Consider the following 23,822-nt stretch of genomic DNA (forward strand, 5'->3'; position numbering starts at 1 on the left):
AAGGGAGGTGCTAGAGGCTTATTTACCATGGGCTGAAACTATTCAGGAAAAGTGCAAATAGAAAACGTTCCAGAGTCAAATCAACTTTGGAACGTTTTTTCAATATACCCTGTTATTGGGCGGTTACGAAGCTGTATTCAAAAGCGAGAGCAAACCTGAAAAATGTTTGCTTTTTAACACAAATCAACAAAAAATAAGGTATTAATAACGATTACATTTTTAGTAATGCTAACTTTTTGTAACAAAATATACAAAAATGTATTTCTTTTGCTTGTCAATTTTGTTACAATAGGCGTGTATTAAACGTACTAAATAAAAGGAGTTTTTATGTTAAACAGGAAATTTTTCACTTATGCGTCATTATTAGCATTGGTTGCTGTTCCTACTGTTGTTGAAGAGGTTACTCTGCAACAGCATCCCGTCTATGCTGAAGAGGTGGTTGTCCCTAAATCAGAAGAACCTGTTGCCACTGGTGTGGAAGAGAATGGTTCTGCAACAACTCCCCTAGCCCCTGTCGAGACTACCCAACCAGCTCCTACAACACCAGCTGACTCAGTCAATACGACTGTAGCAGCTAAAGAAGAGACCTCAGCGAGTCCTGAAGTAATGGCAGATGCTAATGGCAGCCAGCCTATTTCAGACGTTCGAGTAAGCCCTGAAGGAAAACCTTACACAGTTACAGGTAAAATTATCAGCGTCGTGAATGGCTGGGGTGGTAATGGTTTTTACATTCAAGATAGCAATGGCACAGGACTTTACATTTACCCTGAGAAAAATTTGGGTTATGCCAGTGGAGACATTATTCAACTGACAGGTACACTTACTAATTTCAAGGGTGAATTGCAGTTGAAAAAAATTACTGCCCATAAAAAATTAGAAGGGCAGCTTCCTACCCCTGTTAAAGAAACAACCATTCCCGAATTAGAAAAAGCAACTCAATCAACACTAGTTAAGTTATCGAATGTAACTGTAGGAGAAATAGCATCGGATAAATACGAAACCTCTTCTTTTAATGTCACAGATAACGATGGTAAAAGTGTGGCAGTTCGTTTAGACAATCGCACGGGGATTAAAACAAGTGACTTAGTCGCTAAAATTGGCCAGGGGGATGTCATCAATTTGACAGCTATTTTGTCAACTTTTGATGGAAAATTGCAATTAAAGCCATTTACCTTGGAACAATTTGAAGTGGTGAAACAGGCTGTCAGAAAAGAAGACACTACGCCAGTTGGCAAGGTTGTGAAAATTGGAGATATCCAAGGGACTAACCATACTTCTCCTCTTTTGAAAAAAGCTGTAACAGTTGAACAAGTTGTTGTTACTTACTTAGATGATTCCACTCATTTTTACGTTCAAGATCTTAACGGCGATGGTAATGTAGCCACTTCAGACGGTATCCGTGTCTTTGCTAAAAGCGCCAAAGTAGCTGTCGGAGATGTGTTGACGATTTCCGGAGAGGTTGAGGAATTTTTTGGTCGTGGATATGAGGAACGTAAACAAACTGACCTTACAATTACCCAAATTGTGGCTAAAACTGTTACCAAAACAGGGACAGCTCCAGTACCAGCCCCTCTTTTGTTAGGTAAAGATCGTGTGGCACCTGCTGATGTCATTGATAATGATGGCTTACGTGTCTTTGACCCACAAGAAGATGCTATTGACTATTGGGAATCCATGGAAGGCATGTTGGTTGCTGTCGACGATGCGAAAATCCTTGGTCCAACGAAAAATAAAGAAATCTATGTTTTACCTGGTTCTAGCACGAGAGTGTTGAACAATTCAGGTGGTGTATTGTTGCCTGCAACCAGTTACAATACCGATGTGATTCCTGTACTTTTCAAAAAAGGTAAGCAAACCATCAAATCTGGTGATTCTTACAAGGGAAGATTAGCTGGGCCAGTCTCATACAGTTATGGTAATTACAAGGTTTTTGTTGATGATAGCCAAAAGATGCCTGTCTTAATAGATGGCCACCTTGCACCTGAAAAAACACATTTGCAAAAAGACCTAAGCAAATTAAGTATTGCATCTTATAATATTGAGAACTTCTCAGCAAACCCATCTTCAACCAAGGATGAGAAAGTCAAACGTATTGCTGAATCCTTTATTCACGATTTGAATGCACCTGATATCATTGGACTGATTGAGGTACAAGATAATAACGGCCCAACCGATGATGGTACTACAGATGCTACCCAAAGTGCTCAACGCCTGATTGATGCTATTCAAAAGCTTGGGGGCCCAACTTATCGTTATGTTGATATTGCTCCAGAAAATAATGTTGACGGTGGTCAACCTGGTGGGAATATTCGGACAGGCTTCCTCTATCAGCCAGATCGTGTTAGTTTATCGGATAAGCCAAAAGGTGGCGCTAAGGATGCTCTGTCATGGGTAAACGGGGAGTTAAACCTCAGTGTTGGTCGAATTGATCCAACTAATCCTGCTTGGAAAGATGTCCGTAAATCACTAGCAGCAGAATTTGTTTTCCAAGGAAATAAAGTCATTGTGGTAGCAAACCATTTGAACTCTAAGCGTGGGGACAATGCTCTTTATGGACGTGTGCAACCTGTTACCTTCAAATCTGAAGAAAGACGCCATGTTTTAGCCAATATGTTGGCTAAATTTGCCAAAGAAGGAGCAACTCATCAGGCAAATATTGTGATGTTAGGTGACTTTAACGATTACGAATTCACAAAGACGATTCAATTGATTGAAGAAGGGGATATGGCTAACTTGGTTAGCAGACATGATTTAGCAGATCGTTATTCTTATTTCTACCAAGGAAACAATCAAACCCTCGATAACATGCTAGTATCTCGTAACCTGCTTGGTCAGTATGAATTTGACATGGTGCATGTGAATTCACCGTTTATGGAAGTTCATGGCCGTGCTTCTGACCATGATCCATTGTTGCTTCAATTATCCTTTAAAAAAGCCGCAGATGCAGGTATAGAGGAAGGTAAACCAGCTCCGACTGCTACTGAGCAGAAAAAGGTAGTGACAGCTAAACCACTTGCGGCAGCTCAAAAAGCTTCCTCAGAGAAGGCTTTGCCAAAAGCAGGTGAAAAAGCTGGGATTGTGATGACTATCTTAGGAATGACTAGCTTGTTTGCTTCTGTTAAGTTATTTAGAAAAGGCAAAGAAAGACAATAAGCACAAAACAGTTTTAAAATCCCTAGTGGGGTAAAGGACCTGAGTAAAGTCTCAGGTCCTTTTACTTTTCAGCCACATAATTTATCTCACAAAAGAGAAAATCGTGATACTAAAAGTATTCAGTTAGTCTGTATGAAAGGAATCGAGAAGGTAACCATGCCCCTTTGTTATAGGTCGCAGACTTATTTAGTATTTTTGTCAAGTTGGTCTTTTTGTGGTACAATGTAACCGTTGCTTAGCAACCCTTGGTGCTTAGTTCCCTTTCACCAAGCATATTAGACACGTAAAGAGTTAGGTTTGACTAACTGCTTTGACGTTAAAGGAGAAAAAATGACAAAATTAACAGTGCGTGACTACGTTCACATTGCTTTAGTGGCTGCTCTCTATGTGGTATTGACCATTACGCCTCCTCTGAATGCCATTTCTTATGGAATGTATCAGTTTAGGGTATCTGAAATGTTGAATTTCCTTGCTTTTTACCATCGCAAGTATATCATTGCAGTGACTCTTGGGTGTATGATTGCAAACTTTTACAGTTTCGGACTTATTGATGTCTTTGTTGGTGGTGGCTCAACCCTTATTTTTGTGACGTTGGGTGTCGTTCTCTTTAGGAAGTACCACAAAGACTATCTATTTAATGGTCTTGTTAACAAGGCGTTCTTTTACTTTTCTTTCTTTTTTGCCGCTTCCATGGTGACCGTGGCTATTGAGCTTTCTTTCTTTGGTGCACCCTTCCTGTTGACCTGGTTTACAACGGCTATGGGGGAATTGGCATCGCTGCTCATCGGCTCTCTGATTATTGATAAGCTAGCTAAGCGTATGTCTTTTCATTAACGAATATTCATAACCGGAGTGAGAGAAGCCCTACACTTTTTAGAAAATAGGTACTTGGACAGTTGCTGGATTTTACAGCTGTCCTTTTTATTTTCTTCTGATTAGGAAATAGCTTATTTTCACTCTTTTATGATAAAATAAGAGTATGAAAAAACGCATAAGAGAATTGACGGAATTGCTTAACCGTTACCGTCAAGAATACTATACCAATGATTCCCCTTCTGTTTCTGATAGCGAGTACGATAAGCTTTATCGTGAGCTAGTGGATCTTGAAAACCAATACCCTGAGCATGTCTTACAAGATAGCCCAACTCAGAATGTCGGAGGAACCCTTCTTACCGGTTTTGAAAAATACCAGCACCAGTATCCGCTATTTAGTTTGCAGGATGCTTTTTCGCGTGAGGAATTAGATGCCTTTGACAAGCGGGTTAAATCGGAATTTCCTGATGCCACTTATCTAGCAGAGCTAAAAATTGACGGCTTATCCATCTCTTTAAGTTATGAAAATGGCCAATTACAGGTGGGAGCTACCCGCGGAGATGGTAGTGTTGGTGAAAACATTACAGAGAATCTTAAACAGATTAAAGATATTCCTCAAGTACTGCCTCAACCCCTGACCATAACTGTTCGAGGAGAGGCCTACATGTCTCGGCAATCCTTTAAAGCAATTAATGAAGAGAGACAGGAAAACGGTGAAACAGAATTTGCCAATCCTAGAAATGCTGCTGCGGGTACCTTGAGGCAATTAGATACGGCGGTAGTGGCTAAGCGTCAATTGGCTACTTTTCTCTACCAAGAAGCTAGTCCCACAATCAGAAGTCAGCAAGATCATGTCTTGAAAGCATTAGCCGATTTGGGCTTCTCAGTTAATCAGCGTCACCATCTGTCATCCTCTATGGATGAGATTTGGGATTTTATTCAAACTGTGGAGGCAGAACGCGATCAATTGGCTTATGATATTGACGGTATTGTCATCAAAGTGAATAACTTAGCCATGCAAGAAGATTTGGGATTTACGGTTAAAGCACCACGTTGGGCGATTGCCTACAAGTTTCCAGCAGAAGAAAAAGAGGCAGAAATCCTTTCGGTTGACTGGACAGTTGGTCGAACAGGTGTGGTTACCCCAACAGCAAACTTGACACCAGTTCAATTAGCTGGAACAACGGTCAGCAGGGCTACCTTGCATAACGTCGATTATATTGCGGAAAAAGATATTCGAATTGGAGATACCGTAATTGTCTATAAAGCTGGGGATATCATTCCTGCTGTCTTGCGCGTGGTTTCTGACAAGCGTCAGGAACAGGTGCCTATGTGGATTCCAAGTCAATGCCCATCTTGTCAGAGTGATTTAGTGCATTTTGAGGATGAAGTAGCTCTACGCTGTATCAATCCTTTGTGTCCGAGTTTGATTCAGCGAGGGTTGGAACACTTTGCCAGTCGAAATGCCATGAATATTGCTGGACTTGGGCCTGCTGTTGTGGAAAAACTCTTTTTAGCAGGGCTTGTTCACGATGTGGCAGATATTTACAAGCTCACTAAGGAAGATCTTCTGCATCTAGATGGCATCAAAGAAAAGTCGGCCGAAAAATTGCTAGCAGCTATTGAAACGTCCAAATCAAATTCAGCCGAGAAATTGTTATTTGGTTTAGGTATTCGTCACATTGGTGCTAAGGCCAGTCGTTTAATTTTGGAAACTTGCGGAAACATTGAGCATCTTTTAACGGTGAGAGAAGAAGACATTGCGACTATTGATGGTCTGGGCATGGTGATTGCTAAATCATTGGTTCAATATTTTCAACAAGATTCTGCCATTCTTTTAGTAGAAGAACTAAAGAATGCTGGGGTTAACTTAGCTTATTTAGGACAGAAGATTGATAGTAATGCAGAATTATTTGGCTTAACGGTTGTTTTAACGGGCAAGTTGGAGAAAATGACTCGCAACGATGCAAAAGCAAAATTAGAAACCTTAGGTGCTAAAGTGACTGGCAGTGTGTCTAAGAAAACAGACTTGGTGATTGCTGGAAGTGATGCAGGGTCTAAGTTGGAGAAAGCGCAGGCTTTAGGCATTCGAATCGAGGGTGAAGAGTGGCTAGAGCAGCTTTAAGAGAGGTATTGTATGAAAAAACAAATGAGAGCACGTCTCATTTATAACCCGACATCAGGACAAGAAATGATGAAAAAGAGTGTTCCTGAGGTCTTAGATATTTTGGAAGGGTTTGGGTATGAAACCTCTGCCTTTCAGACGACAGCAGAAAAACATTCTGCTTTAAATGAAGCCAGAAGAGCTGCGAAAGCTGGATTTGATTTACTGATTGCTGCTGGAGGAGACGGTACCATCAATGAGGTGGTCAATGGGATTGCGCCACTGAAAAAGCGTCCCAAGATGGCTATTATCCCAACAGGAACAACCAATGATTTTGCGAGAGCTTTGAAAGTTCCAAGAGGAAACCCTAGTCAGGCAGCCAAACTCATTGGAAAAAACCAAACCATTCAAATGGACATTGGTAGGGCTAAGAAAGATACCTATTTTATCAATATTGCGGCAGCAGGGAGTTTGACTGAATTGACTTATAGCGTTCCTAGTCAGTTAAAAACCATGTTTGGCTACTTAGCTTATCTTGCCAAGGGAGTTGAGTTATTGCCACGTGTTAGCAATGTTCCTGTTAAAATTACTCATGATCAGGGCGTTTTTGAAGGTCAAGTGTCCATGATTTTTGCAGCCATTACCAATTCTGTAGGTGGCTTTGAAATGATTGCTCCAGATGCTAAACTGGATGATGGCATGTTTACCTTGATTTTAATAAAAACGGCTAATCTTTTTGAAATTGTCCATCTTTTACGTTTGGTCTTAGATGGGGGTAAACACATTACAGACCGTCGTGTGGAATACATAAAAACCAGTAAAATAGTAATTGAACCTCAATCAGATAAGCGCATGATGATCAATTTAGATGGGGAATATGGCGGCGATGCCCCAATCACACTTGAAAATCTGAAAAACCATATTACATTCTTTGCAGATACTGATTTGATTTCTGATGATGCCTTGGTACTGGACCAAGAAGAATTGGAAATTGAGGAGATGGTGAAGAAATTTGCGCATGAAGTAGAAGATTTAGAACAAGAACTGGAGGAATAAAGAAAGTGATAGATAATGCCATTACCGTTCATTATCATAGTCGTCAAGGAAACTACTTTAATTTAAGTTTGTGGCAGTGGCAAGATGGGAAATGGGGAAAAGATGCCTACTTCTCTCGATTTGATAGTTTTGGTGCAGTAGCTCAGTTAAGTTATCCGGCTCCTTACTTTTTAAGCCATGCTTATGTGATTGTAAAAGATCAATTGTGGCAGCACAAAACGATTGATTATCGTATTGACCGTGACTATGGTGTTCCAAAAACAGAAGTTTGGCTAGTGGACGGTGATGACACTGTTTATTATTCAAGGCAAGCTGCAGTTGCTAGTCGTTCGTATGGGCGTAGAATGGCTCATTCGTTTGATATGGCAGTTAACAGCAAAGCTTTCGATAAGCGTTGGGGATTTGATGGATGGCTTGGTTTTCGTTACCAGGAGAATCAGACGACCTTTCGCTTATGGGCTCCGACTGCTGAACGAGTTGATCTGATTTTATATGATTCAACAGCTGAACGAGCAAGCGTAGAGAGAGTTGTTCCTATGGATCGCGGCCATGTCAGTAATCCTGAAGATCATTCTAAAAATACTCACGGAGTGTGGGAGTTATGTTTAGAAGGAGACTATAACTATCAGGCCTATCGTTATCGAGTGTATTACCGTAAACGGACCTTTAGAGATACACGAGACCCTTATGCCATTGCAACAACGGCTAATGGTCGCCGCTCCATTGTGATTGCCCCTGACCAGCTAAAGCCAGAAGGTTTTGAAGTCAAACAGGGCAAAGAAGCAACGTGGAGACTAGACAATCCTAATCAAGCTGTTATCTATGAAATGCATGTGCGAGACTTCTCAAAATCTGAGACTTCAGGTGTCAGTCCATTACATCGTGGTAAATTTAAAGGTTTAATCGAAAAAGGAACGCGTAACGAATTTGGGGACAAGACTTGTTTTGATTATGTCACGTCATTAGGGATAACTCATATTCAGTTGCAACCTCTTTTTGATCATCATCAAATCATTGAAGACAATGGGGAATATGCCTATAACTGGGGATATGATCCTGAAAATTATAATGTTCCTGATGCGAGTTTTACCAGCAATCCTCACGAACCTGCGACACGTATTTTAGAATTAAAAGAAGTGATTCAAGCTTATCACGATGCTGGTATTAATGTCATCATGGATGTGGTTTATAACCATACCTTTTCATCTAGGGACTCAGCATTCCAACTAGCTGTTCCTGATTATTATTACCGGATGAATCCCAACGGAACCTTCCAAAATGGGTCGGGCTGTGGTAATGAGACGGCTAGTGAAAAGGAAATGTACCGTAAGTACATGCTTGATTCTATTTTATATTGGACCAAAGAATTTAATATTGATGGTTTCCGTTTTGATTTAATGGGCTTGCATGATATTGAAACCATGAATCTTATCAGACGGGAATTAGATAAAATTGACCCAAGAATTCTTGTTTTTGGAGAAGGATGGGATATGGGAGTGGGGTTAGCTCCTGAACAAAAAGCTAAAAAAGATAATGCTTACAAGATGCCAGGAATTGGTTTCTTTAATGATGATCAGCGTAACGCGGTTAAAGGCGCAGAAATCTACGGGACCTTTGAGGAAGGTTTTGCCTCTGGTGCAGCCACCGAAGATAGTGTTGCCAAGTCTATTTTGGGAAGTGATGAGTTGGTCCATTATTTAAGTCCTAGTCAGGTAGTTAATTATGTAGAAGCTCATGACAACTACAACTTGAATGACCTCTTTTGGGCTCTCAATCCAACTGATAATCAAGAAGAACATACTCGTCGTATCCAGCTAGCTTCTGCCATGAATATCTTGATGCAGGGCATGTGTTTTATGCAGATTGGTCAGGAGTTTCTAAGAACTAAATTATATCCGACAGGAGAACAAGGAGAACTCACCCACGCAGACAAAGAAAGAGCAATGAACTCTTATAACGCTCCAGATCAGGTGAATCAAATTGACTGGAGACAAGTCACTCTAGAAAAAGAAACCGTTGCTTTTATGAAAAAATTATTTTTTTTGAAAACAAAAACCCATCTGTTTTCATATCCAAGTTTCGAAGAAATTCGTCGTCATGTCTATATTGAAAAAGCGGATAAAGGTGCTGGTTTTATCAGCTTCACAGTGGATGATAAAAGAAAATACAAGGTTATTTTCACAACTTCTGGCAAACGCTTGCAATCATGTGTCGAGAATGATATAATTGAAACAAATGACAAGCGCTTTCAAAAAGGGGAGTTGTTACTCAATCCTTTGACAGCGATGATCCTTGATATTACAGAATAACCTGAGGTTTCTCAGGTTATTTTTGTTTTCTTGAGGCATAATCTTGTCTGGGATGAACCTGAAAATAGAGGTTTAAAAAGAGTGAGGATTAAAAGAGGGTGATGGAATGGACAATGAGTTAGCGCTTTACACATTTGGCACCGGGGAGAATAACCAGTTGCAAGATTACTTGGGTGTTCACCGGGTTGACATAGATCATAAAACTGCTTACGTCTTCAGGGTGTGGGCTCCGAATGCAGAAGAAGTGAGCCTAATAGGCGATTTTACTGACTGGAAAGCTAATCCTTTAAGCATGTTTAGGCATGAGGCGGGTGTTTGGGAGGTGACCACACCATTAGCTAAAGAAGGGGACATTTACAAATACCTGGTTAAACGGCAAGGTGGTCACGTCGTCGAGAAAATTGATCCTCTTGCTGTCTTGTTTGAAGCTAGGCCAGGGACAGGAGCTGTTGTTAAAACATTACCAGATAAAAAATGGCGAGATAGTTTGTGGATGGGGCGAAGGAAACGCTTTGGGTTTAGAGAAAGACCTGTTAACATCTATGAGGTCCACGCTAATTCCTGGAAGAAGGATGAAACTGGAAAGCCATATGACATGTCTCGCTTGAAAGAAGAGCTGATTCCTTATCTCAAAAAGATGCATTATACTCATGTAGAATTTCTTCCTGTCATGACGCATCCTTTGGACATGAGCTGGGGATACCAACTGATGGGGTATTTTGCTTTTGATTCGACCTTTGGTAGCCCAGAGGATTTCCAGGACTTTGTCGAAGCTTGTCACCTTAATAACATTGGCGTTATTGTCGACTGGGTACCAGGGCATTTTACACAAAATGATGATGCTTTAGCTTACTTTGATGGAACGCCAACCTTTGAGTATCAAGACCATCATCGAGCGCGGAATTATGGCTGGGGGGCTTTGAACTTTGATTTAGGTAAAAATCAGGTGCAGTCTTTCTTAATCTCCAGTGCCTTATTTTGGTTAGAAACTTATCATATTGATGGTATCCGGGTAGATGCGGTTAGCAACATGTTGTATTTAGATTATGATCAAGGGTCGTGGACACCTAATATTCATGGTGGAAACCAAAATCTTGAAGGGGTTGCCTTTCTTCAAAACTTGAATCGGGTGATAAAAGAAAAACACCCAGATGTCATGATGATCGCAGAGGAATCCTCTTCAGCAACACCGATTACCAGCCCTATTGAAGAGGGTGGACTAGGGTTTGATTACAAATGGAACATGGGTTGGATGAATGATATTTTGAGTTTCTATGAAGAAGACCCTTATTACCGGCAATTTGATTTCAACCTCTTGACTTTTAGTTTTGTGTATTGTTTCAATGAACGCTATATTCTGCCATTTTCTCATGACGAAGTAGTGCATGGTAAGAAGAGCATGATGCATAAGATGTGGGGAGATCGCTATAATCAGTTTGCAGGTTTGCGAAATCTCTACACTTATCAAATGTGTCATCCAGGTAAAAAATTACTATTTATGGGCTCTGAATTTGGTCAATTTTTAGAGTGGAAGTACAATGATCAACTAGAATGGCATGATTTGGAAGATCACTTTAATGCCAAACTACAACGGTTTACAGCTGAGTTAAATCAGTTTTATAAAGATCATAACATGCTTTGGCAAAATGATGAGACGTATGACGGTATTGATATCATTGATGCTGATAACAAACAAGAATCGGTTTTATCTTTCTGTCGCCTCAACAACAAAGGGGAACTGTTGTTGTGCGTCTTTAACATGACGCCTGTTGAACGACCAGGTTTTACTGTAGGTGTTCCAGTCGCAGGAATCTATGAGGAAGTTTTCAATACTGAAATGGAAGCGTATGGAGGTGTTTGGAAAGAACACAATCCTATCACTAAAACAGTAGAAGCACAATGGAAAGAATATCATCAAACCCTCTCTTTCACTTTACCAGCATTGGGAGCAAGTATCTGGAAGGTTAAGCGTCGTCAAAAAGACTAGGAAATGTCAGAATAACTCTCCTCTTTTTATCATTAATGTCGGATTAAGAGATGAAGGGAAGAAAGAGAGCTTATCCAAAAGTCTCTTTGACATATTAGGTGATGTTAGTCATGAAAGGATATCTAAATGAAGAATGAAATGTTAGCTCTTATCTTGGCCGGTGGTCAAGGAACTCGTTTAGGAAAATTAACACAAAGTATTGCTAAACCAGCAGTGCAATTTGGGGGTCGCTATCGTATCATCGATTTTGCCTTGTCAAATTGTGCCAATTCAGGGATTCACCATGTTGGTGTCATTACCCAATATCAACCGTTAGCTCTTAATAACCATATTGGGAATGGGTCATCTTGGGGTCTTGATGGTATTAATGCTGGTGCTACCATTTTACAACCTTACTCAGCAACAGAAGGTAATCGTTGGTTCCAAGGAACCAGTCATGCCATCTATCAAAACATTGATTACATTGATAGTATTGATCCTGACTATGTCCTTATCTTATCTGGAGATCATATTTACAAAATGGACTATGATGACATGCTTCAAAAACACAAAGACAACATGGCCAGCTTATCAGTCGCTGTCATTGATGTGCCTCTAAAAGAAGCTAGCCGTTTTGGTATTATGAATACGGATACCAGTGATCGTATTGTGGAATTTGAAGAGAAACCCGCTCACCCCAAATCAACCAAGGCCTCTATGGGGATTTACATTTTTAACTGGAAACGTCTAAGAACCATGTTGGTTGATGCTGAAAAAAATAATATTGACATGTCTGACTTCGGTCAAAATGTGATTCCGTCCTATCTAGAGACAGGTGAGAGGGTTTATAGTTATAACTTTAAAGGTTACTGGAAAGATGTAGGAACCATCGAATCCTTGTGGGAAGCCAATATGGAATATATCGGAGAAGAAAATGCTCTGGATAGTCGTGACCGCTCATGGAAGATTTACTCTAAGAACCATATTGCACCACCAAACTTTATCACTGAAGAAGCAGATGTTTCGAATTCGCTTGTGGTTGATGGTAGTTTTGTATCAGGGAAGGTTGAGCATTCTATTTTATCAACCAATGTTCAGGTCAAAAAAGGTGCTCAAGTCAAAGATTCCTTTATCATGAGTGACGTTATTATTGGAGAGGGTGCCAAAATCACACGTGCTATTATTGGAGAAGGTGCCGTCATTGGTGACGGTGTTGTGATAGATGGAACTGAGGATGTGCAAGTTGTTGGTTACAATGAAGTAGTGGGGGTTTCAAATGAAGATTGACAAATACACAGCCATTTTGGGAAGTTCAATTGGCTTTGCCGAAATGAAGGGATTGACAGATTCAAGACCCTTGGCAAACTTACCGTTTGATGGGAAATACCGTCTCATCGACTTTCAATTATCCAACCTTGCTAATGCAGGGGTGAGAAGTATTTATGGTATTTTCCGTGGGGAAAATATCCGTTCTGTCTTTGACCATATTAGATCTGGTAGAGAGTGGGGATTAAACTCCTTATTGAGCCACTATTTTTTAGGTTTTTATAACACTGCAGAAGATTCTCAAGAAGCAGATAAAGAGTATTATGATAATATATTAACCTACCTCAAACGTTCTGGATCAGACCAAACCATTTATATGAGTTGTGATATATTATGTAATATCGAACTAAATCAAGTTATCCATCTGCACACGGTTAATCAACGACCTCTTACAGTGGTCTACAAAAAAATGCCAACGGATGCCATCTCAAAAGCCAACGATATTTTAGATATTGATGAGACAGACACCGTTATCAATAGACGTCAGATTCCGAGCAATCAAGATATCGAAAAAATGTCAGCGGGTATTTACATTATTGATACCCCTTGGTTGATTGAACAAATGGAGAAAGAAGCTCAAAAAGAAAAACCTCAAAAGTTACGTTTTTTACTTCGTGAGTTAACCGTTTCAGAAGGAGCTTTGGGATTTGAATACACTGGCTACTTAGCCAATATTCACTCGGTCAAATCTTACTTCGATGCTAATATGGACATGCTTGATCCCCAAAAATTCTATTCTCTCCTTTATGCCAATCAAAAAGTCTACACTCGTGTGAAGAATGAGGAATCGACTTATTTTGATCAAACGTCAGAGGTGAAAAATTCACAGTTTGCATCAGGAAGCATTATTAAGGGATATGTGGAGCATTCTATTGTGTCGCGTAACTGCCACATCGAGGTAGGAGCGCGGGTAAAAAATAGTATTTTATCACCTAAAGCCATTATCGGTGAAGGAGCCATCGTTGAGAATGCTATTATCGACAAATTAGTGGAAGTGACACCTGGTGTTACCATTAAAGGAACGCAAGAAGAACCAATGGTGGTCGCTAAAGGAACTAAGGTTATTGAGGATATGATAAGATGAAAATAATGTTTGTGGCGGCAGAGGGAGCTCCTTTTGCCAAGACGGGTGGTCTAGGTGATGTGATTGGTGCCTTGCCTAAATCCCTGGTCAGAAATGGTCATGAGGTCTCCGTTATTTTGCCTTACTATGATACCATTGACCAAAAATTTGGCGATCAAGTGGAAGACGTGTTGTATTTTTACACACAAGTAGGTTGGCGCCGTCAATACGTTGGTCTCAAGAAGATTGTGAAAGATCAAGTGACCTTTTATTTTATAGATAACCAGTATTATTTCTTTAGAGGAAAAGTCTATGGTGACTGGGACGATGGTGAACGATTTGCTTATTTTCAGCTAGCCGCAATTGAGGCGCTGGAGAGGCTTGATGCGATTCCAGAAGTTTTGCATGTGCATGATTACCATACAGCAATGATTCCTTTCCTATTAAAAGAAAAATATCATTGGATTAAGGCTTATCGAAAGATTAAAACAGTTTTCACTATTCATAATATTGAATTTCAAGGTCAATTTGACCCAGGAATGTTAGGAGACCTATTTGGTGTTGGAGCAGAGCGATATGAGGATGGGACTCTGCGGTGGAACAATTGTCTCAATTGGATGAAAGCTGGGGTGTTATATGCAGATCGCGTAACGACTGTATCTCCATCGTATGCCGGTGAAATTCAAACTTCTGAGTTTGGAAAAGGTTTGGATCAGCTGATGCGGATGGAATCGGGGAAATTAACAGGAATTGTTAATGGCATCGACACAGAAGTGCTCAATCCTGAGACAGACCCACACTTAGTTGCTCCCTTTTCAGCAGCCGATTTATCTGGAAAATCAGCCAATAAAAAGGCTTTACAAGAAAGATTGAATCTTCCTGTACGCGATGATGTTCCACTCATTGGCATTGTCTCACGATTGACTGACCAAAAAGGCTTTGACTTGGTGGTGCAGGAGTTGGATAATCTACTCCAGCAAGATGTTCAACTGGTTGTTCTTGGGACAGGTTATAAGGATTACGAGGACGCTTTTAGGTGGTTTGCACAGGTTTACCCAGAGAAGCTTTCAGCTAACATTACCTTTGATTTAGGGTTAGCGCAACAGATTTACGCTGCCTGTGATCTTTTCTTAATGCCAAGTGCCTTTGAACCTTGTGGGTTATCACAAATGATGGCTATGCGCTACGGGACGATTCCAGTTGTTCATGAAATTGGAGGATTAAAGGATACGGTTATTCCTTACAACTCCTTTGATAAAACAGGAACTGGATTTGGTTTTAATCACTTCTCCGGTTTTTGGATGATGAAGACCCTCTTGTTTGCTTTGGATGCTTATCGCCATCATCTAGAGGATTGGAAAATGCTACAACAAAATGCCATGACACGTGATTTCTCATGGGAGACAGCTAGCTTGGCTTACGTGGAGTTGTATCACGGTTTGGGAACAGTTATTTAATTCGTTATCAAAAATATGATAAGACCAGAGAGACGGCGAAAGCCGTTTTTCTGCTGGTTGGGGGTTTTGGAAAATCCCAACCTTTTTGTTATAATAGAAGTGTGTTTCTATTTTTTGAAAGAAAATCCCAACCTTTTTTTCTGTTTTTGTAAAAAGGTTAGTATTAGTCTAAGAAAGCGTACCCAGACTAAAGAAATCTGTTGACATTCTTAATTTTAAGGAATAGAATAGCAAAGTAAAAAAAATTTTAAGGAGTATTCTACTATGAATCCTATTTTCGCATTGGCTTTGGCCTGTTTTGGTGTTTCTCTTGCTGAAGGTTTCTTGATGGCAAATCTTTTCAAAGCAGCTTCTCGCCAACCAGAAATCATTGGTCAATTACGTTCGTTAATGATCTTGGGTGTTGCCTTTATCGAAGGTACTTTCTTCGTTACCCTTGTTATGGCCTTCATTCTTAAATAACAGCCTATTTTATAATAGAAAAGGAGGGTGTTAGATGGAAGAAGCTAAAATACCTATGCTGAAGCTTGGTCCAATAACCTTTAATTTGACCCTACTTGCTGTTTGTATTGTCACAATTGCGATTGTCTTTGCCTTTGTTTTTTGGGCAAGTCGCCAAATGAAATTGAAACCAGAAGGGAAGCAAACTGCTTTAGAATATTTAATCAGTTTTGTGGATGGTATTGGAGAAGAGCACTTAGATCATAATCTACAAAAATCTTATTCGCTCTTACTGTTCACCATTTTTCTCTTTGTGGCTGTCGCTAATAATTTAGGATTATTTACTAAACTAGAGACAGTTAATGGCTATAACCTATGGACCTCGCCAACAGCCAATCTGGCTTTTGACCTTGCTCTATCCCTTTTTATTACCTTAATGGTACACATTGAAGGGGTTAGACGTCGTGGCTTGGTTGCCCATTTGAAACGTTTGGCTACGCCGTGGCCAATGACTCCGATGAATTTATTAGAAGAGTTCACAAATTTCTTATCACTTGCCATTAGGTTATTCGGTAATATCTTTGCCGGGGAAGTTGTTACAGGTTTGATTGTTCAACTGGCAAATTATCGAGTTTATTGGTGGCCAATTGCTTTCCTAGTCAATATGGCGTGGACAGCCTTTTCAGTCTTTATTTCCTGCATACAGGCTTTCGTTTTCACAAAACTGACAGCGACCTATCTAGGAAAAAAAGTCAATGAATCAGAAGAATAAGGAAGGAGAACAAACGAATGTCAATCACATTTGGTGAACTCGTTGGGAATTTTATTCTAGTAACAGGTTCTGTAATCGTCTTGTTACTCTTGATCAAAAAATTCGCTTGGGGTGCAATTGAATCGATTTTACAGACACGCTCACAACAAATCTCTCGAGATATTGATCAGGCTGAGCAATCACGCTTAAGCGCTCAACAGTTAGAGGCAGAAAGTCAAGCTAACTTGGACGCTAGTCGTTCAGAAGCAAGTAAAATCATCAGTGATGCCAAAGAAATTGGTCAATTACAAGGTGATAAACTGGTAGCAGAAGCTACTGATGAAGCAAAACGCTTGAAAGAAAAAGCGTTGACAGATATTGAACAAAGCAAATCAGACGCTATCTCAGCAGTCAAAACAGAAATGTCTGATTTAACGGTTCTTTTAGCGGAAAAAATTATGGGAGCTAATCTTGATAAGGCGGCGCAAAGCCAGCTTATTGATAGTTATCTTGATGACTTAGGAGAAGCTTAATGACCAAAAAAGAACAGGCTCTTATTGAGCAATATGCAAAAAGTCTTGTCGAGGTAGCAAGTGAACATCATTCTCTTGATGCCTTAAAGGCTGATGTGCTTGCCATTTTAGAGACGTTTGAAGCAACGAATCTTGAACATAGTTTATCAAGCCTGGCTGTTCCACATGCTGAAAAAATGAAACTGGTAACCTTATTAAAGGGAAATAATTCTATTTACATGAATAATTTCTTAGACCTCATTGTACAAAATGAACGTGAGACTTACTTGTATCCTATCCTTCAAGCAGTTTTGAAGGAGATGGCGGCGGTCTCAAATCAGTATGATGTGACCGTTACCTCATCACTACCTTTGACTGAGGAGCAAAAAAGCCGTGTTCGTGCAGTTGTAACAAAGAAATTTGCTGTAACAGCAGGTCGTTTAATTGAAAAAGTGGATCCTTCGCTTATTGGAGGATTTATTATCAGCGTCAATAATAAAGTAATTGATACCAGTATTCGTCGTCAATTGCAAGCATTTAAAATGAATTTAAAATAGAAAGTGGTGTGACTTTTGGCAATTAATGCACAAGAAATTAGCGCTTTAATTAAAAAGCAAATTGAGAACTTCCAGCCAAATTTCGATGTCACAGAAACTGGGATCGTTACCTATATTGGTGACGGTATTGCACGTGCCCGTGGATTAGATAATGCCATGAGTGGTGAACTTCTTGAATTTGAAAATGGTGCCTACGGGATGGCTCAAAACCTTGAGTCAAATGATGTGGGTATCATTATTCTTGGTGATTTTTCAACAATCCGTGAAGGAGATGTGGTTAAACGTACCGGTAAAATCATGGAAGTACCAGTTGGTGAAGCTCTCATTGGACGTGTGGTAAACCCACTTGGACAACCAGTTGATGGCTTGGGAGATATTGAAACAACTGGCTTTAGACCAGTAGAAACGCCAGCTCCTGGTGTTATGCAGCGTAAATCCGTTTCTGAACCATTACAAACTGGATTAAAAGCAATTGATGCTTTGGTTCCAATTGGTCGCGGGCAACGTGAGTTGATTATCGGAGACCGTCAAACAGGAAAAACATCCGTAGCTATTGATGCGATTTTGAACCAAAAAGGTCAAGACATGATTTGTATCTATGTGGCTATTGGTCAAAAAGAATCAACCGTTCGTACACAAGTTGAAACCCTTCGCCGTTACGGTGCCTTGGATTATACTATTGTTGTGACAGCATCAGCCTCACAACCATCACCATTGCTCTTTATCGCTCCTTATGCGGGTGTTGCCATGGCTGAAGAATTTATGTACCAAGGTAAGCATGTCTTGATTGTCTATGATGATTTATCAAAACAAGCGGTGGCTTATCGTGAATTGTCTCTCTTGCTTCGTCGTCCACCAGGTCGTGAAGCTTACCCAGGGGATGTTTTCTACTTGCATAGCCGTCTTTTGGAACGCTCTGCAAAAGTTTCTGATGATTTAGGTGGAGGTTCTATCACAGCTCTGCCATTTATCGAAACACAGGCCGGAGATATCTCTGCATATATTGCGACTAACGTTATTTCGATTACAGACGGACAAATCTTCTTGCAAGAGAACCTCTTTAATTCAGGGATTCGTCCAGCGATTGATGCAGGATCATCTGTCTCACGTGTAGGTGGTTCAGCTCAAATTAAAGCGATGAAAAAGGTTGCTGGTACTCTTCGTTTGGATTTGGCTTCCTATCGTGAATTAGAAGCCTTTACCCAATTTGGTTCGGACCTTGATGCTGCAACACAAGCAAAACTTAATCGTGGTCGCCGTACGGTTGAAATCTTGAAGCAACCATTGCATAAACCATTGCCTGTTGAAAAGCAAGTCGTTATTCTTTATGCTCTTACCCATGGCTTCTTGGATGATGTTCCAGTAGATGATATTTTGGCCTTTGAAGAAGCTCTTTACGACTACTTCGATGTTCATTACGATAACTTATTTGAAACTATCCGTACCACAAAAGACCTTCCTGAAGAAGCTGACCTTGATGCGGCTATTAAAGCGTTTAAAGATCAATCAAACTTTAAGTAATAGAGGGAGGATACTAGTATGGCAGGCTCTCTAAGTGAAATTAAAGCTAAAATTATTTCAACTGAGAAAACAAGTAAAATCACTAGTGCCATGCGTATGGTTTCTTCTGCAAAACTTGTTAAATCTGAGCAAGCAGCTCGTGATTTTCAAATTTATGCCTCAAAAATTCGTCAGATTACCACAGATTTATTGAAATCAGAATTAACCATAGGATCTGATAATCCGATGTTGGTGTCTCGTCCTGTCAAAAAAACAGGCTATATTGTCATCACGTCTGATAAAGGACTTGTTGGGGGTTACAATTCAAAAATCTTGAAATCTGTTATGGATATGATCACAGAGTACCACGCTGATGGTGACTATGAAATCATTTCTATTGGTAGTGTTGGTTCAGACTTCTTCAAAGCAAGAGGGATGAATGTGGCTTTTGAACTTCGTGGACTTGCGGATCAACCAAGTTTTGAACAAGTGAGACAAATCATTTCACAATCCGTTGACATGTTTGTCAATGAGATTTTTGATGAGTTATATGTCTGTTACAATCACCATGTGAATAGCTTAACCAGCCAAGTCCGTGTTCAACAGATGTTGCCAATTTCTGACTTGGTTGCTGATGAAGCAGCAGAAGAAGGTGTTACTGGGTTTGAATTGGAACCTAATCGTCATGATATTTTAGATCAATTGTTACCTCAATTCACAGAAAGTTTAATTTATGGGGCTATCATTGATGCTAAAACGGCTGAACATGCAGCAGGTATGACTGCTATGCAGACAGCGACAGATAACGCTAAGAATGTCATTAACGATTTGACCATCCAATATAACCGAGCTCGTCAAGCAGCAATTACACAAGAAATCACTGAAATTGTTGCAGGAGCAAATGCACTAGAATAAAAAATGACGCTGACTAGCGATTAGGTTATTGTCAGCATTCAATTTTATCAATCGAGATAAAATGACTTATGGGATTCCTTTTTAAAATCACTTGCGGTTTTTAGAATGAGATAGGTTAGTAAAACTAAGCAATCCCTTACTATCGAATATAAGGAGAAATGAATGAGCTCAGGCAAAATTGCTCAGGTTGTTGGTCCAGTAGTAGACGTCATGTTTGCTAGTGGGGACAAACTTCCAGAGATTAATAATGCATTGATTGTTTATAAAGATAGTGATAAAAAGCAAAAAATCGTCCTTGAAGTTGCTCTGGAACTTGGTGACGGTATGGTGCGAACAATCGCTATGGAATCAACTGATGGGCTTACACGTGGGTTAGAAGTTCTCGACACTGGTCGTGCGATTAGCGTACCAGTAGGTAAAGAAACTTTGGGACGCGTCTTTAATGTACTTGGAGAAACCATTGACTTGGAAGAACCATTTGCAGAAGACGTTGACCGTCAGCCGATCCATAAAAAAGCACCATCGTTTGATGAATTATCAACATCATCAGAAATTCTTGAAACTGGTATCAAGGTAATTGACCTTCTTGCCCCTTACCTTAAAGGTGGTAAAGTTGGACTCTTCGGTGGTGCCGGAGTTGGTAAGACTGTTCTTATCCAAGAATTAATCCACAATATCGCCCAAGAACACGGAGGTATTTCAGTATTTACCGGTGTTGGTGAGCGAACACGTGAAGGAAATGACCTTTACTGGGAAATGAAAGAATCAGGCGTTATTGAGAAAACTGCCATGGTTTTTGGTCAGATGAATGAGCCGCCTGGGGCACGTATGCGTGTAGCCCTTACTGGTTTAACCATTGCTGAGTATTTCCGTGATGTAGAAGGCCAAGATGTTTTGCTCTTTATTGATAATATCTTCCGTTTCACTCAGGCAGGTTCAGAAGTATCAGCCCTCTTAGGCCGTATGCCTTCTGCTGTTGGTTACCAACCGACCCTTGCTACTGAAATGGGACAATTGCAAGAACGTATTACGTCAACTCAAAAAGGATCTGTTACTTCTATCCAAGCGATTTATGTGCCAGCCGATGACTATACTGACCCAGCGCCAGCAACTGCATTTGCTCACTTGGATTCAACAACTAACCTTGAGCGTAAATTGACTCAAATGGGTATTTACCCTGCGGTTGACCCATTGGCTTCAAGTTCACGGGCCTTAACACCTGAAATTGTTGGTGAAGAGCACTATGCTGTGGCAACAGAAGTTCAACGTGTGCTTCAACGCTACCGTGAATTACAAGACATCATCGCTATTTTGGGGATGGATGAATTATCAGATGAAGAAAAAACATTGGTTGGACGTGCGCGTCGTATCCAGTTCTTCTTATCACAAAACTTTAATGTTGCTGAACAATTTACAGGTCTTCCTGGTTCTTACGTGCCAGTTGCTGATACAGTTCGCGGCTTTAAAGAAATTCTTGAAGGAAAATACGATGATCTTCCAGAAGACGCCTTCCGTTCAGTTGGTCCAATCGAGGATGTGATTAAAAAAGCCGAAAAAATGGGCTTTTAATGAGGTGATGCCATGACACAAATGACTGTTCAAGTGGTAACGCCAGATGGAATCAAATATGATCACCATGCTAAATTTATTTCGGTAACAACACCAGATGGGGAGATGGGGATTTTACCTAATCACATCAATTTAATTGCACCTTTGCAAGTTCATGAAATGAAAATTCGCCGAGGTGGTGAAGATGAAAAAGTGGACTGGATTGCAATCAATGGTGGTATTATTGAAATCAAGGATAATGTGGTTACCATTGTCGCTGATTCTGCAGAACGTGACCGTGATATCGATGTCAGCCGAGCAGAGCGAGCAAAACTAAGAGCAGAACGTGAAATTGCACAGGCTGAAACAACCCATAATATTGATGAGGTTCGTCGTGCCAAGGTTGCCTTGCGCCGCGCTTTGAATCGTATCAACGTTAGTAAAAAATAAAAGCTGTTAATAAAGAGGGAAGGGATCCAAGCTATGGCTTATCCTTCCTCAATCTTTATGATATCCTTTTTCGAGAGTTTAACCTTATTCTTTTCTCGCGGCAAATCATTATGGCCAAAGAAATGTGTAAGAGAACTCTTTTTTTATTGGGATTGTAAGGGGTTAGAAACCATCTCATCATAGGGGTACTGCTTATTAGATCACTGTTTAGAGGTGACATCCAGAAAAAGAGCCATAATTAACAAGAGACTCTATTATGCTTTGAGCTTTTATGTATGGACGTTCTTGCTTAGTTGGACGGATCAAAATGGTATGTTATAATAGGTTTATGGAATCACTAATGAAAATTATTACCTTTTTATGCCATTTATTTTTTATTGGCCTCAGTTATCAACTACTGATTAGCGTGATTGACTGGACAAAGTTTAGTCATCACCACCCAGAAAATCTTGGCAAACTGCGTCTTTTTGTATTTCTAGTGGCTATTGCCCTAGGGTATTTGGTGAGCCATTTTATGTTAGAATTAATTCAGATTAGCCAAACTCTCTTTTTTGAGTTCCGCTAGGATGTCAGCAAAAGATATATGGTATAATATGACAACAACTATGAGATAGATATGGGAGAAGATTGTGGATAAAATAATCATTGAAGGTGGTCAGACACGGTTAGGAGGAGAAGTAGTTATTGAGGGAGCTAAAAATGCAGTTCTTCCTCTGCTAGCAGCAACTATCTTACCTTCAGAAGGGAAAACAATTCTCAGAAATGTTCCTATTCTTTCTGATGTTTTTACGATGAATCATGTGGTGCGTGGTTTAGATATTACCGTTGATTTTAATGAGGCAGCTAACGAAATCACAGTTGATGCTTCAGGAAACATTTTAGATGAAGCTCCTTACGAGTACGTGAGCCAAATGCGTGCCTCTATTGTTGTTTTAGGACCTATTTTGGCGCGTAATGGCCATGCCAAAGTGTCTATGCCAGGTGGTTGTACAATTGGTAGTAGGCCAATCGATTTGCACTTAAAAGGCCTAGAAGCCATGGGGGCAAAGATTACTCAAAAAGGTGGAGATATTACTGCTCAAGCAAAACGCCTAAAAGGAGCAACTATCTACATGGATTTCCCATCTGTTGGTGCTACTCAAAACTTAATGATGGCTGCTAGTTTGGCTGAAGGCGTGACGGTGATTGAAAACGCAGCTCGCGAGCCAGAAATTGTGGATTTGGCTCAGTTTTTAAATAAAATGGGAGCTAAGGTTCGTGGTGCTGGTACAGAGACCCTGACAATCACGGGAGTCACAAGTCTTCATGGGGTGGAACACGATGTGGTTCAAGACCGTATTGAAGCAGGTACTTTTATGGTTGCAGCAGCTATGACATCAGGAAATGTCTTGGTCAAAGATGCCGTTTGGGAACATAATCGTCCTCTCATTTCGAAGTTAATAGAGATGGGGGTTTCGGTTACAGAAGAAGAAAAAGGTATTCGTGTGCAAGCTGATACGAGCAAACTAAAACCTGTATCAGTTAAAACCTTACCTCATCCAGGCTTTCCAACAGATATGCAAGCACAATTTACGGCTCTTATGGCTGTGGTCAAAGGTGAATCCACTATGGTTGAGACAGTCTTTGAGAATCGTTTTCAGCACTTAGAAGAAATGCGACGCATGGGCTTACAATCTGAAATTCTAAGGGATACTGCCATGATTCATGGGGGTCAAGAATTACAAGGAGCACCGGTCATGTCAACAGATTTACGAGCTAGCGCTGCTCTTATTTTGACAGGAATGGTTGCCCAAGGCACAACAACTGTTACCAAGCTGACCCACTTGGACCGTGGTTATTATCAATTTCATGAGAAATTGGCTAAACTGGGGGCTTCAATCCGCCGTATAAGCGAGGACTAG

Annotated in this window: 19 protein-coding genes and 1 riboswitch; all 19 genes read left to right on the forward strand. The window is 40.3% G+C overall.

Translation table 11 applies throughout. From position 1 onward, the window contains the following. Positions 1 to 327 precede the first annotated feature (327 nt). The 19 genes from ACYTR8_RS03615 to murA all read left to right on the forward strand — a co-directional run bounded on the left by ACYTR8_RS03615 (position 328) and on the right by murA (position 23,822). Positions 328 to 3,153, forward strand: a complete 2,826-nt coding sequence (locus ACYTR8_RS03615) for an endonuclease/exonuclease/phosphatase family protein (RefSeq protein ID WP_479641681.1) — start codon at positions 328 to 330, stop codon at positions 3,151 to 3,153. Between the two features lie 213 nt (positions 3,154 to 3,366). Continuing rightward, positions 3,367 to 3,486, forward strand: a riboswitch (PreQ1 riboswitch). Further along, positions 3,484 to 3,987: a QueT transporter family protein gene (locus ACYTR8_RS03620; protein ID WP_003050124.1), complete on the forward strand. Its 504-nt coding sequence runs from the start codon at positions 3,484 to 3,486 to the stop codon at positions 3,985 to 3,987. It overlaps the preceding riboswitch by 3 nt. Positions 3,988 to 4,132: 145 nt before the next feature. Beyond that, complete coding sequence (ligA, locus tag ACYTR8_RS03625; protein WP_269760916.1) at positions 4,133 to 6,091, forward strand: NAD-dependent DNA ligase LigA; 1,959 nt, start codon at positions 4,133 to 4,135, stop codon at positions 6,089 to 6,091. Between the two features lie 12 nt (positions 6,092 to 6,103). After that, entirely contained in the window at positions 6,104 to 7,126 is a 1,023-nt protein-coding gene (locus ACYTR8_RS03630; protein WP_003060188.1) for a diacylglycerol kinase family lipid kinase, read from the forward strand. Positions 7,127 to 7,134: 8 nt separating this feature from the next. After that, on the forward strand, positions 7,135 to 9,435 hold the full coding sequence (pulA, locus tag ACYTR8_RS03635; RefSeq protein WP_479641696.1) for a type I pullulanase: 2,301 nt from the start codon (positions 7,135 to 7,137) through the stop codon (positions 9,433 to 9,435). Between the two features lie 106 nt (positions 9,436 to 9,541). After that, a complete protein-coding gene (gene glgB, locus ACYTR8_RS03640; RefSeq protein WP_479641682.1) occupies positions 9,542 to 11,422 on the forward strand; it encodes a 1,4-alpha-glucan branching protein GlgB in 1,881 nt (626 codons plus the stop codon). Positions 11,423 to 11,548: 126 nt separating this feature from the next. Then, entirely contained in the window at positions 11,549 to 12,688 is a 1,140-nt protein-coding gene (locus tag ACYTR8_RS03645) for a glucose-1-phosphate adenylyltransferase (protein WP_046177179.1), read from the forward strand. Continuing rightward, complete coding sequence (glgD, locus tag ACYTR8_RS03650; RefSeq protein ID WP_154412720.1) at positions 12,678 to 13,811, forward strand: glucose-1-phosphate adenylyltransferase subunit GlgD; 1,134 nt, start codon at positions 12,678 to 12,680, stop codon at positions 13,809 to 13,811. The genes ACYTR8_RS03645 and glgD overlap by 11 nt, the downstream gene beginning before the upstream one ends. Beyond that, positions 13,808 to 15,247, forward strand: coding sequence for a glycogen synthase GlgA (gene glgA, locus ACYTR8_RS03655; protein WP_443596959.1), 1,440 nt, complete (start codon positions 13,808 to 13,810; stop codon positions 15,245 to 15,247). The genes glgD and glgA overlap by 4 nt, the downstream gene beginning before the upstream one ends. Positions 15,248 to 15,511: 264 nt before the next feature. Then, positions 15,512 to 15,709 carry a F0F1 ATP synthase subunit C gene (locus tag ACYTR8_RS03660; protein WP_002985249.1) on the forward strand — a complete coding sequence of 66 codons (198 nt, stop codon included), beginning with the start codon at positions 15,512 to 15,514 and terminating at the stop codon, positions 15,707 to 15,709. Between the two features lie 34 nt (positions 15,710 to 15,743). Beyond that, the gene (gene atpB, locus ACYTR8_RS03665) at positions 15,744 to 16,460 is read left to right on the forward strand and encodes a F0F1 ATP synthase subunit A (RefSeq protein WP_003050130.1); all 717 of its coding nucleotides are present in this window, start codon (positions 15,744 to 15,746) and stop codon (positions 16,458 to 16,460) included. A 17-nt stretch (positions 16,461 to 16,477) separates the two neighbouring features. Further along, a complete protein-coding gene (gene atpF, locus ACYTR8_RS03670; protein WP_003057431.1) occupies positions 16,478 to 16,972 on the forward strand; it encodes a F0F1 ATP synthase subunit B in 495 nt (164 codons plus the stop codon). Next, entirely contained in the window at positions 16,972 to 17,508 is a 537-nt protein-coding gene (locus ACYTR8_RS03675; RefSeq protein WP_111716008.1) for a F0F1 ATP synthase subunit delta, read from the forward strand. The genes atpF and ACYTR8_RS03675 overlap by 1 nt, the downstream gene beginning before the upstream one ends. Positions 17,509 to 17,523: 15 nt before the next feature. Then, a complete protein-coding gene (gene atpA / locus ACYTR8_RS03680; protein ID WP_111716011.1) occupies positions 17,524 to 19,029 on the forward strand; it encodes a F0F1 ATP synthase subunit alpha in 1,506 nt (501 codons plus the stop codon). An 18-nt stretch (positions 19,030 to 19,047) separates the two neighbouring features. After that, positions 19,048 to 19,923, forward strand: a complete 876-nt coding sequence (locus ACYTR8_RS03685; RefSeq protein ID WP_002985236.1) for a F0F1 ATP synthase subunit gamma — start codon at positions 19,048 to 19,050, stop codon at positions 19,921 to 19,923. A gap of 162 nt (positions 19,924 to 20,085) precedes the next feature. Next, entirely contained in the window at positions 20,086 to 21,492 is a 1,407-nt protein-coding gene (gene atpD / locus ACYTR8_RS03690; RefSeq protein ID WP_111716013.1) for a F0F1 ATP synthase subunit beta, read from the forward strand. A gap of 12 nt (positions 21,493 to 21,504) precedes the next feature. Continuing rightward, a complete protein-coding gene (locus ACYTR8_RS03695) occupies positions 21,505 to 21,921 on the forward strand; it encodes a F0F1 ATP synthase subunit epsilon (protein ID WP_003050138.1) in 417 nt (138 codons plus the stop codon). A gap of 328 nt (positions 21,922 to 22,249) precedes the next feature. Next, on the forward strand, positions 22,250 to 22,486 hold the full coding sequence (locus tag ACYTR8_RS03700) for a DUF1146 family protein (protein ID WP_277997757.1): 237 nt from the start codon (positions 22,250 to 22,252) through the stop codon (positions 22,484 to 22,486). A gap of 64 nt (positions 22,487 to 22,550) precedes the next feature. Next, entirely contained in the window at positions 22,551 to 23,822 is a 1,272-nt protein-coding gene (gene murA, locus ACYTR8_RS03705; protein ID WP_111716016.1) for a UDP-N-acetylglucosamine 1-carboxyvinyltransferase, read from the forward strand.

It is taken from the genome of Streptococcus sp. F2, from assembly GCF_056500955.1.

Excerpts from the sequence above, each read along its gene's own strand:
- atpD (WP_111716013.1), top strand. The coding sequence starts at position 20,086 with ATGAGCTCAGGCAAAATTGCTCAGGTTGTTGGTCCAGTAGTAGACGTC.
- ligA (WP_269760916.1), top strand. The coding sequence starts at position 4,133 with ATGAAAAAACGCATAAGAGAATTGACGGAATTGCTTAACCGTTACCGT.
- ACYTR8_RS03675 (WP_111716008.1), top strand. The coding sequence starts at position 16,972 with ATGACCAAAAAAGAACAGGCTCTTATTGAGCAATATGCAAAAAGTCTT.
- ACYTR8_RS03630 (WP_003060188.1), top strand. The coding sequence starts at position 6,104 with ATGAAAAAACAAATGAGAGCACGTCTCATTTATAACCCGACATCAGGA.
- ACYTR8_RS03615 (WP_479641681.1), top strand. The coding sequence starts at position 328 with ATGTTAAACAGGAAATTTTTCACTTATGCGTCATTATTAGCATTGGTT.
- ACYTR8_RS03620 (WP_003050124.1), top strand. The coding sequence starts at position 3,484 with ATGACAAAATTAACAGTGCGTGACTACGTTCACATTGCTTTAGTGGCT.
- atpF (WP_003057431.1), top strand. The coding sequence starts at position 16,478 with ATGTCAATCACATTTGGTGAACTCGTTGGGAATTTTATTCTAGTAACA.
- glgB (WP_479641682.1), top strand. The coding sequence starts at position 9,542 with ATGGACAATGAGTTAGCGCTTTACACATTTGGCACCGGGGAGAATAAC.
- ACYTR8_RS03645 (WP_046177179.1), top strand. The coding sequence starts at position 11,549 with ATGAAGAATGAAATGTTAGCTCTTATCTTGGCCGGTGGTCAAGGAACT.
- atpB (WP_003050130.1), top strand. The coding sequence starts at position 15,744 with ATGGAAGAAGCTAAAATACCTATGCTGAAGCTTGGTCCAATAACCTTT.
- ACYTR8_RS03700 (WP_277997757.1), top strand. The coding sequence starts at position 22,250 with ATGGAATCACTAATGAAAATTATTACCTTTTTATGCCATTTATTTTTT.
- ACYTR8_RS03660 (WP_002985249.1), top strand. The coding sequence starts at position 15,512 with ATGAATCCTATTTTCGCATTGGCTTTGGCCTGTTTTGGTGTTTCTCTT.
- glgD (WP_154412720.1), top strand. The coding sequence starts at position 12,678 with ATGAAGATTGACAAATACACAGCCATTTTGGGAAGTTCAATTGGCTTT.
- ACYTR8_RS03685 (WP_002985236.1), top strand. The coding sequence starts at position 19,048 with ATGGCAGGCTCTCTAAGTGAAATTAAAGCTAAAATTATTTCAACTGAG.
- glgA (WP_443596959.1), top strand. The coding sequence starts at position 13,808 with ATGAAAATAATGTTTGTGGCGGCAGAGGGAGCTCCTTTTGCCAAGACG.
- ACYTR8_RS03695 (WP_003050138.1), top strand. The coding sequence starts at position 21,505 with ATGACACAAATGACTGTTCAAGTGGTAACGCCAGATGGAATCAAATAT.